A 12935-nucleotide genomic window follows, 5' to 3' on the forward strand; every position below is an offset into this window, starting at 1 on the left:
CCCCGCCGGGCTCCGGCGAGCCGTTCGGCCGGGGATCCGCGTCGTCACCGCGGGCGCGCCGCCGGCTGCGGCGACGATCGGTCGGATCGAGGGCGACTTTGGGTGGGAGATCATCCACGTGTACGGCCTGACGGAGACGTCGCCGTTCATCACCATCTGCGAGCCCCGGCCGGAGCACGCCGGCCTCTCCGCTGACGACCGCGTGGCCGTCAAGGCCCGGCAGGGCGTTGAGTTGATCCCGTCTGGCGAGCTTCGGGTCGTCGACCCGGAAGGGCGTGAGGTCCCGCATGACGGCCTGACCATGGGGGAGATCGTCGTGCGCGGGAATGCGGTCATGAAAGGGTACTACAATGACCCCGAGGCGACGGCGACGGCCTTCGCCGGCGGCTGGTTCCATACCGGCGATGCGGCCGTCGTCCATCCCGACTGCTACGTCGAGGTCCGCGACCGGATCAAGGACGTCATCATCAGCGGGGGCGAAAACATCTCCTCGGTGGAGGTGGAGGGCACGCTGCTGCGCTGTCCCGCGGTTCAAGAGGTGGCGGTCGTTGGGCTGCCCGACGAGCAGTGGGGCGAGGCGCCCCACGCGTTTGTCGTGCTGAAGGCGGGTGTGTCTGCGACGGAGGCCGACCTCCGCGAGTTCGCGCGGGATCATCTCGCGCACTTCAAGGTGCCCAAATCGTTTCACTTCGTGGACGACCTGCCGCGGACGGCTACGGGGAAGATCCAGAAGTACGTGCTCCGCGGCGGCCGAGCCGCGATCGGCCGGCAGTAGGCCGCCCGTTCCGAGGATCGCCAGCCGAGACTTCCTGGAAATTGCCGTCAATCCTCCAGGGAACTGGCATTGACAGCGCTCCACTTCGCGTCTATGATTGGGACCACGAACGTAGGAGCCGCCGGACTCGAAAAACACCGCATCCGGGTCTCCTACCGATAAAGGCAAACCTGGGGCGACCCAGGGACGCAAAGCCACGGGACCTCACAGTGAGGTCAGCCGGGTTGCCGAAGTGGGGGGCCACATGGTGGGGTGTTTGTTTTTTGGCAAGATGCCTGCCCCTGGATCTCTCCTGAGGCACTCGGTCGTGGAGGACCGCTAACTGAAGAGCTAGTGCACCTCCCCCCCCAAGGCGACGAGGCCGGGAACCCCTCCCCGGCCTTGTCTATTTCTCCGGCAGTCCAAATAGACGGCGGGCGTTTCCGCCGAAGATGGCGCTGTGATCATCCTCGGTCGCGGTGAGCCGCTCGAAGAGATCGCGCTGTTCCGCCAGGATCGCCTCTCGATAGTCCCCGGGGAGTGTGGAGTCGGTGCCGAACATGATCCGGCCGGGCCCGTACGTGCGCAGCAGGTCGCGGAAGACCATTTCTAGGCTTGGGGCTCCGGGCGTGTACTCGCGCCAGTTGTTGGTCCCGGAGGTGTCCACCCAGACATTCTCCGTGTGGTACGCCAGGAAGAGCGTCTCACGCAGAAACCCCGCCCCGCAGTGCGCGATGGCGAAGGTGATCTCGGGGAAATCCCGCGCCGCGGCCGAAAGGTGGAGGGGGTCGGCATACCGGAGATCGTAGATCGGTGCCACCGTGATCCCGAAGTGGAAGAGGACGGGGAGCCCCTGTTCCGCCGCCGCTTCATACACTGGATAGACGGCTCGGTCGCTCGCGCTGAATCGCTGGGTTGGCGGATACAGTTTCAGGCCGCGGAGGCCCCACTCGCGAAACCGCCGGACGGTCGCGGCGGCGTCGGATGCCGTCGGATCCATAACGCTCCCCCATGCCTGAAACCGTACCGGGTTGAGACTGACGAACTCGGCGAGTTCTTCATTCCCCTCTCCCACGGCTATGAAGAACCCCGTGTCGACGCGCGCGCGATCGAACGCCGCGGCCCACTTCGCGGCGTGCTGTTGCAATGAGACCCCTTCCAGTCGCTCCATCCGTTCGGCCCAACGCCCTGCCGCGGCCGTAAGCGCGGCCATCGCTTGCGGTCGCAATCCCCAGGGTCGGGCGCGTAGCCGCCGGAACATTCCCGCAGTGACCAGATGTAGATGGCTGTCGACGGTAGACGTCAATGGAAACTCCTTGGGGACCCGCTCAGCCGCGGCGTGTTGTACGGCCACCGTCCCTCAGTTAGGATAGAGAACGATGACCCGGATGGCCCTATTCCTCATGATTCCGCTGCTGTTCGGAGCGGTTGCGGCACCCGAACCCGCCCGGGTGCCGCCGTATGCCGTGCAGGCCGTGCTCCTGACGGGGCAGCCCGCTCCGGATGGGGGGACGTTTACAGAGTTTTCCGACCCTGCGCTCAACGAGCGCGGCCATCTGGCGTTCGCCGCCCTGACAAGCGCGCAGGACGCGCACGTCGCCGTGTACCTCCGCGCGGAGGGACGCATACGCACGCTCGCGGTTGGAGGCCGGCCGGCCCCGACGGGCGGCCGGTTCTCAGTGTTCAACGACGTGATCCTGAGCGATCGCGACACCGTGGTGTTTTTGGGGCGGACCACCGATCGGGTGGCGCGCCTCGGGCTGTACCTCACGCGTGGCGGTCCCATCTCCCCCGTGGTCGCGACCGGCCAGTCCGCTCCCTCGGGAGAGGAGTTTATCGACTTCGCCAACCCGACGATCAACGCTCAAGATGTCGTGGCGTTCGTCGGCCGCATGGGCCAGGGGAAGCGCGAAGGCATCTTTACCAGCAGCGAGGGGGGGATCACGCCGGCCGTGCTGTCAGGGCAGCCCGCGCCGACCGGAGGAACGTTCCAATTCTTTCTGGACGGGAGCCCCGCGCAAAACGACCGCGGCGAGATCGCGTTCGTCGCGGCCATGGCCCCGCGGAACACCTTCGGCGTGTTCATCCTGCTCCGGGGGGTGCCCGTCCCTGTCGTGACCACCGACGAAGACGCGCCGGTCGGCGGACCGTTCACCGAGTTCGGCTCGCTGATGCTGACCAACGCCGGGACGATCGGGTTTGTCGGCCGCACGGCGCAGAGCGCGGTGCGCGAGGCGCTCTACGTCACCGGTCGCGCCGTGTTGGTGCCGCTCACCCGTCAGGGTCAGGCCGTCGCCGGCGAGACCCTGACCTCGATCGCCGCGAGCGCGATGAACGACCGTGAGGATGTCGTGTTCGAGCTCGGGACTCCTGATCCGATTCCCCGTGCCATTTACCTGGCTACCCGCACCGGGGTGCGGGTGGTCGTGCGGGCGGGGGACATGACCCCATCGGGCCGGCGGTTCACCGCGTTCGGGACCCCGGCGATCAATGGTCTGGGACGGATCGCCTTTGTCGCGGAGACCGACGACGGGCGCCACGGGATTTACCTGGCCGCGCCCAAATGACCGCCGCAGAGATCGATGGGGAGGGGAGACAGGCCCTCGAGCATCTGTGGGCCCTCCAGCAGGTGGATTCTCGGCTGGCCGCGGCGCGCGCCAGCCGCGCCGCGCTCGACGACGGCAGCGCGCTTCGCGCGGGGGTCGAGGAAGCGCGGCGGGCCGCCGCCGAATCGGCCGCCCGGTTACATGAGTGTCAGGCCACGATCAAGGATCACGAACTGCAGCTCGCGAGCACGGAGGCCAAGCAGCGGAAGATCGAAGGCGATTTGTACGGCGGGCGCATCTCGAACCCCAAGGAACTCTCGAGCATGCAGGAAGAACTGGTGATGCTGGCCAGGACACGCGACCATCTCGAGGACCAGATCCTCGCGCTGTTCGATCGAGTGGAGTCCCTGAAGGAGGACGCGTCCGCTGCGGACGCGGCACGGCGGGCCATCGAAGAGCGGCTCGCGACCCATCTGGCCGAGTACGAGGCCGCGCGCGCCCGCTTGGACGCCGAGATCGACACGCTGACCGCTGAGCGCGCCGCCTCCGCAGCGCGCGTCGAGCCCCGGCTGCTCAAACGGTACGAGGGGATTGCCGCACAGGAGGGCGGTGTGGGCATCGTCCCCATCCAGAACGGGCTGTGCGGCGGATGCCACAACCAGCTTCCGACGGGATTCGTCACGCGCGTGCGCGACGGCCAGCTCGTGATCTGCGAGCGGTGCCGCCGGATTCTCTATCTGGGAGCGGCCTGATGGCTCAGGAGGACCTCGTGGTCTGCTTCGACGGCGCATCGCGAGGGAACCCGGGACGGGCGGCGATCGGGGTCGTCGTCCTCAAGGACGGGGTGCCGATCCGCGAGATCGGCGAGGCGATTGGTCAGACGACGAACAACATCGCAGAATATCGCGCCCTCCTGCGGGGGCTGGAGGAGGCGGCCGCGCTCGGTGCGCGCACCGTTCGGATCTGCAGCGACAGCGAGTTGGTGGTCAGACAACTGTCGGGACAGTACAAGGTGCGGAGCCCCCACCTCGCTCCGCTGCACCGTCAGGCGCTCTCCCGCATGCGGCGGTTCGACCAGGTCGCCGTCGTCCACGTCCCGCGAGACCAGAATCAGGGAGCCGACGCCCTCGCCAACCGCGCGCTCGACGAGGCCGCGCATTGAAGCCCGGGGGTCGCCGTGCTACCATGAATGATCGGGAGCAGGCCGGGCGGCCGCGAGCGCTCCGCTCGAGGAAAGTCCGGGCTCCGCAGGGCAGGGTGCTGGGTAACGCCCAGTGGGGGTGACCCCGAGGACAGTGCCACAGAGAGAAACCGCCTCCCGGCCCCCGCAGGGGGGTGCGTGGGGGTAAGGGTGCAACGGTGTGGTAAGAGCACACCAGCGGCCGGGTGACCGGCCGGCTCGGTACACCCCACCCGGAGCAAGGTCACATAGGGGGAAATGAGGCGGCCCGCCGATCCCCGGGTAGACTGCTAGAGGTGCCGGGTAACCGGCATCCGAGAGAGATGGCCGCACTCGACTGAACCCGGCTTATAGGCCTGCTCCCGTTACTCGAACTGCGAGTCCTTTCAGAACGCCGTGGGAACTCACCGGATCCCGCCGAATAGTAGCCGGAGGGCGCGCGGGCGCTGAGCCTGGCCCGCTAGCCGAGAGGTGGTGCGTCGATGAAGGGCGTGCAGTTCACGGCGGAGTGGGCGCCCCGCTCCGAGTATGCCGTTTCGGAGTTCGAGCGTCGCTCGGGCAAAGCCGTGACCGGGGCGAGTGTGTGGCGCCATCCCCACGTGCAGCTGGCCGAGGTCAAGGAGCCCGCGCTCGGCGCCAAGGACGTTCGGATCCGCCCCAAGGCGTGCGGCGTGTGCGGATCCGACGTCCATTTCTACGAAACCGACAAGGAAGGATATATTCTCTATCCGGGACTGACGAAGTTCCCGGTCGTGATCGGCCATGAGTTCAGCGGTGAGGTTGTCGAGGCGGGCAAGGAGGTCCGGGATCTCCGGCCCGGCGATCTGGTCACTGTCGAGGAGATGATCTGGTGCGGGGAGTGCATCCCGTGCCGGAACGGCTGGCCGAATCAGTGCCAAAATTTGGAGGAGATCGGATTTACGATCGACGGGGCGATGGCCGAGCAGTTGGTGGTCGGCGCGAAGTACTGTTGGCCGATTACGCGGCTGGCGGAGGTGTACGGAAGCGCCGAGGCGGCCTTCGAGGCCGGGGCCCTCTGCGAGCCGACGAGCGTGGCCTATAACGGGATGTTCGTTCGCGCCGGAGGCCTGGCCCCCGGCGGCGTGGTGGCCGTCTACGGGACGGGACCGATTGGGTTCGCGGCAATCGCGCTCGCCAGAGCGGCCGGCGCGAGCCGCGTGATCGCCTTCGAAGTCAGTCCCGTGCGGCAGGCGCTCGCGCGGCAGGTGGGGGCGGATGAGGTGCACAGCCCCATCGACCTGGCCTCGGCCGGCAGCAGTCCCCACGAGGCGATGCTCCGGGCAAGCAGCGGGGCCGGCGCCGACATGGCGGTGGAGGCCGCGGGGGCGCCGACCCGGACGATCCCTGAAATGGAAGCGTCGCTCGCGATCGGCGGGAAGGTGGTGATCATCGGTCGCGCCGCTGAGCGGGCGCCGATGTACCTCGAGCATTTTCAAACCCATGCCGCCCAACTCTATGGGGCGCAGGGCCACTCGGGATACGGGACGTTCCAGAACGTGATCCGCCTGATGGCGTCCGGCCGGATCGACCTGCGGCCGATCATCACGAGCCGGTTCCCGCTCGACGCCGCCGTCGCGGCGATCGAAAAGGCAAGCCTGCGACAGGATGGGAAGGTGCTCGTGAAGACCTAAGCGCGTCAAGACGAGGGAGGGAGAGCGATGCTTCGACGAGCCGTGCCGCTCGTGTTGGTCCTGATCCTGCTCCTCGCTACCTCCGAGGTGGGGGGAACCGCCTCGAAGCCCACGCACCTGAACGTCGGAGTGGTCTCCGGTGGTGAGATCCGTGGCCTTCAAGCGATCGCGCCGATGTGGGACAAGGCCACGGGCGTGCACCTGAACCTCATCGTCTACCCGTACCCGAGCCTTTACGAAAAGATGGTCACCGCGTTTCAGGCCAACGCGGCCACGTTCGACGTCGTGATGCTCGACGACCCCTGGATGCCAAAGTTTGGCGCGGAGGGGTGGCTGACCCCCTTGGACCAGGCCCCCTTCAATCTCAAGCGCGATCCGGACATCTTCCCCGTGGTCTACGAGCTGGGCTCGTGGCCGCCCCCTCGAGGACCGATCCCGCCGGGAGAGGCCTCGAAGCCCCGGCACCTCGAAGCGATCACGCTCGTTGGAAACGTCGAACTCTTTATGTACCGGCGCGATCTGATCCCGAAGGCCCCCCAAACATGGGACGAAGTGCTGGCCAACGGGACGCACCTCGGAAACCCGGGGAAGCAATTCTACGGGTTCACGATGCGAGGGGCCAAGGGCAACCCGATCATCTCGGAGTGGTTCCCCATCCTCACCGCGTTCGGCGGGCAGGTCTTCGACAACAACTGGAACGTCGTGTTCAAGTCTGACGCAGCCGTGAACGCGCTCAAGTTCTTCATCGGACAGATGAAGGCCGTCTCGCAGCCCGGACCGGATACCGCCGACGCGGCGGACCGGTCGCGCATCATGGCCACGGGCCACGCCGCCCAGGGGAACGTGTGGCCGGCCGAGGCGTCCGACATCGTGGAAAACCCGCAGGTGAGCAAAGTGATCGGCAAGATCGGTTACGCGGTCATGCCGGCCGGTCCACTCGGCCGTCACACGCCCATGATGGGCAACTGGCTGCTGGCGATCCCCAAGGCGGCCAAGGAGAAGGCGTGGGCATACCAGTTCATCACGTGGGCGACGAGCCGGGAGATTCAGGGTCCCTACGCCAAAGCGGGCGGCATCCCGTTCCGCAAGTCGGTGCTCACCGATCCCGCGTTGAACGCGCGGTACCCGTTCTTCTCGGCGATGGCCGACTCGCTCGCCGCCCCGCCGTTCTGGCGCCCGCGCACGACCGAGTGGTCGGCCGTCGAGTCGATTCTCGGGACCCACGTCAACGAGGCGCTGGTGGGGACGGAGTCTCCCGAGCAGGCGGTGGACCGAGCGCAGACCGAGATCACCCAGCACATGAAGGAGGCGGGCTACATTAAGTAGATCTGCACTCGGGGGCGAGGCGCCGCTCGCGAGGACGGCGCCTCGTCCCGCGAGAATCACCGCGGGCGCGCGACGGCGGCGCCTGGTCCCCTACCTGTTGGTCGGAGGGCCGGTGCTCTTCCTGCTCACGGTCGTCGTGTATCCGATGGCGTACGCCATCGCGCTGAGCCTGCAGTACTACCGGGTCGGCGGGTTCGCGGGCCTGCATAACTTCACCTTGGCGTTCCACGATGGGCTGCTCTTGGCGTCGCTCAGGGCGACGCTGATCTATATCACGATCGCGGTCGGAACCGAGATCGTCCTCGGGCTGGTCCTGGCGGTCGCCGTTCAGCGGACGGTCCGCAGCACCCTCGGCCGAACCCTCACGTACCTGCTGTTCATCATCCCGATGGTGACACCGCCGGTCGCCGCGGGCGTGAGCTTCCGGCTCATGTACATCCCGGAGTACGGCATCTTGAACGTGCTGCTCCAACACCTCGGATATCACGGCGCGCCCATTCTCTGGATGTCCAGCCCCGCGATGGCGATGTTTTCGGTGATCAGCGTGGACGTCTGGCAGTCGATGCCGTTTGTGTTCTTGGTGCTGTTCGCGGGACTCCAGGCCGTGCCCATGGATGTCGTCGAGGCGGCCGGCGTGGACGGGGCGGGGGGGTGGGCCCAGTTCCGGCACATCGACCTGCCCTACCTCAGACCGCTGCTGCTGCTGGTCGTGGTCTTCCGCGTCACCGATGCCCTGCGGGTCTTCGACCCCGTCCAGGTGCTGACGATGGGCGGACCAGGAGCGGCCACGGAGTTCCTGAGCCTGTACCTCTACAAGATCGCGTTCAAGTTCGGCAACTTGAACTACGCGTCGGCCCTGGCCCTCTATGTCGTGCTCGTGGTGTCGGGGCTCTTCGCGCTGTTCGGGCGGTACCTGTCGGAGGAGGCCGCCTGATGCCGCGCTCCCGCTCGCCGTGGCGCGCGGTCGTGCCGATCGCGCTGGGAGGACTGGCAATCGTGTACCTCTTCCCGTTCGTGTGGATGCTCTCCACCTCGCTGAAACCGGCTCCGGAACTCTACACGCAGCCGCCGACGCTGTGGCCGGTGCACCCCAGCCTGGAGGCGTACGGGACGGCGTTGATCACCGCGGGGGATTGGGTGCTCCTCCGCAACAGCGTCGTGGTATGCCTTGCCACGGTCCTGCTGACACTCGTCCTGGCGCTGCTCATCGCCTATCCGCTGACCCGTCTCGCGGTCCCTCCGGCGGTTCGGCGCGGCCTGCTCTCATGGTTGTTGAGCCTTCGTTTCCTCCCCTCGATGGTCGTGGTGATCCCGATCTTTGCCACGGTGAGGGTCGTGGGCCTCTACGACCGTCTGCTCGCGCTCATCTTCATCTACGCCGCGTTCTCGCTGCCGTTCGCCGTATGGATGATGAAGGGGTTTCTGTCCGAGATTCCACCTGAGGTCGAGGAGGCGGCGCTGGCCGACGGGGCGAGCCGGTGGCGGGCCTTCTTTCAGATCCTGCTCCCGATGCTCTCCCCAGGGCTCCTCGCGGCCTCCGTGATCACGTTTGCGCTGGCCTGGAGCGAGTTTCTCTATGCGCTCATTCTGACGGCGACCCCGCGCGCGCAGACGTTCTCGATTGCGGTCTGGAGCTTTGTGACCGAGTTCGAGATCATCTGGAACCAGATGGCGGCCGTGGGGGTCATCGCCGCCGCGGTCCCGGTCGGGCTGTTGCTCCTGGCCCGGCGATACGTTGTCTCGGCGCTGACCTTTGGCGCGGTACGGGAAAAAAGTTAGCGGAACGATCGGACGCCGACGGGATCGAGGATGGGAGACCTCGTATGACGATCAAGGTGGGGATTCTGGGGGCGGGGTACATCGGCGGCGTGCACGCCAGGAATCTCAAGCGCGACGAACGGGTGCGGCTGGTCGGCCTCGCGGATGTCCGGCCCGAGGCGGCGCAGCGCCTCGCCGGCGAAGTCGGCACCCGCCCGCTGCCGGACCTCGCCGCGCTGCTGCACGAAGGGGCGCAGGCCGTCTATGTCACGACTCCGAACGCCCACCACGTGGAGCCGGCCGTCGCCGCGCTCGCGGCAGGTGTCCATGTGTTCGGCGAGAAGCCGATGGCGACGACGCTCGACGGCGCGCGGCAGATCGCCGCGGCGGCGGCTCGGAGCACGGCGAAGTATCAACTCGGCTTCAACCGGCGGTGGGCCCCTGCCTACGCCTACGTGCGCGATCTCATCGCCACCGGCGAGTTCCACCCGGCGATGGCGCATGTGAAGATGAACAGGGGAGAGCTGCAGAACCCGCCGTGGGTCGGCACCACGTCACTCACCGGCGGGTTCCTGTACGAGTCGACGATCCATCTCCTCGACATGTGCCGGTTTCTCCTCGGGGAGGTGGTCTCGGTCGTCTGTCAGGCCCGGACCACCGCCTACCAGGAGCCGGACGGCTTCGCCATCGTGCTCCGCTGCGCCTCGGGGGTGCTCGTGACCTTCCACTCGTGCGCCCACGCGACCTGGATCTTTCCGTTTGAGCGGATCGAGCTCTTCGGCCCGCACCAAGCGGTGGTCACCGAGGAGATGGAGCGGGTGAGCCTGAGTCCGGGGCTCGGGCGCGAGATCGTGACCCGGAACTACGCTCCGCTCCCGATGGAAGAGAAGTGGGGCTACCGGCTCGAGGATCAGCGGTTCCTCGACGCCATCCTGGAAGGGCATACGCCGGCGGTGACATCGGAAGACGGGCTGCGCGCGACCGAGCTCGTGGAGGCCTGCTACCGGAGCGCCCGGACCGGAGCGGAGGTGCGCCTGCCCCTTGGCTGAGCCTCCCCGGTACCGCCTCCTCATCGCCGACATCGACGGCACGCTCGTTCCCGAGGACAAGGTCGTCCGGCCCGGCGTCGTCGCCGCGATCAAGGCGGCCCAGGCCCGAGGAGTGCGCGTGTGCCTGGCCACGGGCCGCCAGCCGCGATCCGCCCACCGGTTCGTCGACGCCGTGGGCGCGGACGCGCCCACCATCGTCTACAACGGCGGCCTGCTCTACGACTTCCAGGCGGCACGGCTGTTGTGGGCGCGGCCGCTCCCGCTCGAAGACGCCCGGCGCGTCCTACCGGTGCTCCGCCGGTTCCCCGAGACCTCCCCGCTGATGTACATCTTCAACAAGGTCTTCGCGGAGCGGCGGACACCGTTTGTCGATCTCTACGCGCGCCGCGACGCCCTCACGGTGGAGATCACGCCTAACTTCGACCGGCTCATGACGGAGGCGCCGGCGAAGTTCCTCATCGTGGGCGACCGGCCGGACCTGGATCGCCTCAGCCGGGCGCTCACGGACCTCCCGGGGGGGGCGATCAACCAAGTGTTTTCGCAGAACGACTATCTCGAGATTCTCCCTCCCGGGATCAACAAGGGCGTGGCGCTCGTGGAGCTGGCCAGAGTCGTGAACATCCCGCTCCCGGAGATCGTGGCCGTCGGAGATGCGATGAACGATCTCTCCATGCTTCAGACCGCGGGGTTAGGGGTGGCCGTCGAAGGGAGTCCGCCGGCGCTGCTCGCCGCGGCCCGAGAAACGTGTCCGGGGCCCGAGCAGGAGGGGGTGCGCGTGCTGATTGAACGGCTGTTTCTCGGTGGGGAGGGACGAGAGTCGACCCAGAGGCCGAAGGAGGCGTGAGCGTGGCGAAAGCGGCGAAGTGGACGATCCCGCCCAAAGGCGGGCACATGGACAAGCGGACCGGCATCTATCTCCAGAACATGACCGGGCACGAGGTCGAGGAGCGGCTCAAGGTGCACGACGTCCTCCTGGTGCCGCTGGGGGCGACCGAGGCCCACGGGGCCCACGCGCCGCTCGGCGAAGACGTGTTCCTGGTGTGCCGGATGGCGGAGGAGGTGGCCCGCCGCACCGGCTGCACCGTCGCGCAGCCGGTCTGGTATGGGTCGCATCCCTATCACCACTTGGGGATGCCCGGCACCGTGATCATCCCGGAGGAAGTGTTCACCGGATACGTCCGCGCGATGATCGCCGGCTTTTGGAACATGGGGTTTCGCAAGCAGATCCTGCTGAACGGCCACGGCCAAGAATACGTGATCCCCACCGCGATGCATCAGTTCGCCAAGCGCTACCGAGTGCCGAGCCTGCTGCTCCTCGTCAACTGGTACCATCCGATCCGCGATCACTTCAAACTCCGGCGGGAGGGCGGGACGTACGAGACGCCGTTCATCCACGCCGATGAGGTGGAGACGTCCTGGTCGCTCGCGCTCTTCCCGGAGCTCCTCGATATGAAGTACGCCCCAGACAACAAAATCGTCGGATTCCTGCCGGGCGATCACGTCGACAAGGCCGGCAATCTCTTGAACCGCCCGATCAACTGGTACAGTCAGGTGGGGGCAGGACCGATCGAGGTCAAGGCCTATATCGAAGGTGTCGTGGGGCGGAGCAGCATCGCCCGGGCGGAGAAGGCGCTGGGCGGGGTCGTCCCTCTCCTCGACTATTTGGAGCGCTTGGTCGGCGACGTGCACAAGGCATTCCCGCCCGGCAAGCTCCCACCGATCGAGATGACGACCGAGCGCGATCCCAAGGAACTCGAAGCGGTGCTCAAAGGACCGAGAAGGGGCGGCAAGAGCATTTACAGCCTCGGGTACCCTCCATGAGGCGATGAAGCTCGCGTACGCGATTTCTGCGTCCCCGACCCGTTTTGCGGCGGTCGCGCAGGGCCAAGACGTCGCTGCGTCGATCCGGCACCTGGCCCGGCTCGGATACCAGGGGGTCGAGCTCGCGATTCGGGATCCTGCCATGGTGAATATTGACGAGATCGCGGACGTCGTGCGCGAGGAGGGCATCGTGGTCCCCGCGATCGGCACCGGTCAGGCCTACCTCGAGGAAGGCCTGGCCCTCACCGCTCCCGACCCCGCCACGAGGGAACTGGCGGTGGCCCGGCTCGAAGCGCAGGTGCCGTTGGCCGGTCGCCTCGGGGCGTTCCTGATCCTCGGCCTGATCCACGGCCCGATTCCCCCCGACACCGACCGCGAGCGCGCCACGGAGTGGCTGCTGGCGGGCCTTGCCCGCCTGAGCCGGCGGGCGGCGGCGCACGGCGTCCGAATCGTGATCGAGCCGATCAACCGGTACGAGAGCAACTGGCTCAACACCGTGGACGAGGTCATGACCCTGATCGGCCGGCTGGGCGCGGATGGGGTCGGGGTGCTGCCCGATACGTTCCACATGAACATCGAGGAGCGGGACATCGTAACCGCGCTCGAGCGGGCCCGTCCTCGTCTGTGGCACGTCCACGTGGCGGACTCGAACCGCCGGGCACCGGGTGCGGGCCACCTCTCGTTTGGGGCGATCATCGCGCACCTGCGCGCGCTCGACTACCGCGGCGCCGTATCCGCGGAGATCCTCCAAGACCCGAGTTTCGAAATCGCGGCCGCGCACACGATCCGCGTCCTGCGTCCGCTCCTCGATCCGGAGTAGCTGCGCGCCGGGTCGTCGGGCGCGACATT

Annotated in this window: 13 protein-coding genes, 1 other RNA gene and 1 riboswitch; of the genes, 13 read left to right on the forward strand and 1 reads right to left on the reverse strand. The window is 67.3% G+C overall.

The features are described 5' to 3' along the window. The coding region (locus VFP86_20275) for an AMP-binding protein (protein HET9001986.1) at positions 1-775 on the forward strand (775 nt) is incomplete at its 5' end. Between the two features lie 153 nt (positions 776-928). Further along, positions 929-1007: riboswitch (cyclic di-GMP riboswitch) on the forward strand. Between the two features lie 153 nt (positions 1008-1160). Here VFP86_20275 and VFP86_20280 read toward each other — a convergent pair. Further along, positions 1161-2108 carry an amidohydrolase family protein gene (locus VFP86_20280; protein ID HET9001987.1) on the reverse strand — a complete coding sequence of 316 codons (948 nt, stop codon included), beginning with the start codon at positions 2106-2108 and terminating at the stop codon, positions 1161-1163. 25 nt (positions 2109-2133) lie between these two features. On the opposite strand from VFP86_20280, the gene VFP86_20285 reads away from it, so the two are divergent. From VFP86_20285 to iolO, 12 genes are all read left to right on the forward strand, one after another. Next, the gene (locus VFP86_20285; protein HET9001988.1) at positions 2134-3321 is read left to right on the forward strand and encodes a choice-of-anchor tandem repeat NxxGxxAF-containing protein; all 1188 of its coding nucleotides are present in this window, start codon (positions 2134-2136) and stop codon (positions 3319-3321) included. After that, the gene (locus tag VFP86_20290; protein ID HET9001989.1) at positions 3318-4052 is read left to right on the forward strand and encodes a C4-type zinc ribbon domain-containing protein; all 735 of its coding nucleotides are present in this window, start codon (positions 3318-3320) and stop codon (positions 4050-4052) included. Before VFP86_20285 ends, VFP86_20290 begins: the two co-directional genes overlap by 4 nt. After that, entirely contained in the window at positions 4052-4462 is a 411-nt protein-coding gene (locus tag VFP86_20295) for a ribonuclease HI family protein (GenBank protein HET9001990.1), read from the forward strand. The genes VFP86_20290 and VFP86_20295 overlap by 1 nt, the downstream gene beginning before the upstream one ends. Positions 4463-4496: 34 nt before the next feature. Beyond that, an RNA gene (gene rnpB / locus VFP86_20300) (RNase P RNA component class A) lies at positions 4497-4847 on the forward strand. Positions 4848-4962: 115 nt separating this feature from the next. Next, positions 4963-6132, forward strand: coding sequence for a scyllo-inosose 3-dehydrogenase (gene iolM / locus VFP86_20305; GenBank protein HET9001991.1), 1170 nt, complete (start codon positions 4963-4965; stop codon positions 6130-6132). Positions 6133-6159: 27 nt separating this feature from the next. After that, positions 6160-7458 carry an extracellular solute-binding protein gene (locus tag VFP86_20310; protein HET9001992.1) on the forward strand — a complete coding sequence of 433 codons (1299 nt, stop codon included), beginning with the start codon at positions 6160-6162 and terminating at the stop codon, positions 7456-7458. A 112-nt stretch (positions 7459-7570) separates the two neighbouring features. Further along, complete coding sequence (locus VFP86_20315; GenBank protein HET9001993.1) at positions 7571-8392, forward strand: sugar ABC transporter permease; 822 nt, start codon at positions 7571-7573, stop codon at positions 8390-8392. After that, positions 8392-9237 (forward strand): carbohydrate ABC transporter permease, encoded by an 846-nt coding sequence (locus tag VFP86_20320; GenBank protein ID HET9001994.1) that lies wholly within the window; start codon positions 8392-8394, stop codon positions 9235-9237. Before VFP86_20315 ends, VFP86_20320 begins: the two co-directional genes overlap by 1 nt. A gap of 44 nt (positions 9238-9281) precedes the next feature. Continuing rightward, on the forward strand, positions 9282-10265 hold the full coding sequence (locus VFP86_20325; protein ID HET9001995.1) for a Gfo/Idh/MocA family oxidoreductase: 984 nt from the start codon (positions 9282-9284) through the stop codon (positions 10263-10265). Continuing rightward, positions 10258-11109 carry an HAD family hydrolase gene (locus VFP86_20330; GenBank protein ID HET9001996.1) on the forward strand — a complete coding sequence of 284 codons (852 nt, stop codon included), beginning with the start codon at positions 10258-10260 and terminating at the stop codon, positions 11107-11109. The genes VFP86_20325 and VFP86_20330 overlap by 8 nt, the downstream gene beginning before the upstream one ends. Positions 11110-11156: 47 nt before the next feature. After that, on the forward strand, positions 11157-12086 hold the full coding sequence (gene iolN / locus VFP86_20335) for a 3-dehydro-scyllo-inosose hydrolase (protein HET9001997.1): 930 nt from the start codon (positions 11157-11159) through the stop codon (positions 12084-12086). 4 nt (positions 12087-12090) lie between these two features. Then, positions 12091-12906: a 5-keto-L-gluconate epimerase gene (gene iolO / locus VFP86_20340; protein HET9001998.1), complete on the forward strand. Its 816-nt coding sequence runs from the start codon at positions 12091-12093 to the stop codon at positions 12904-12906. Positions 12907-12935 lie beyond the last annotated feature (29 nt).

It is taken from the genome of bacterium, from assembly GCA_035703895.1.
Lineage (GTDB): Bacteria > Sysuimicrobiota > Sysuimicrobiia > Sysuimicrobiales > Segetimicrobiaceae > Segetimicrobium.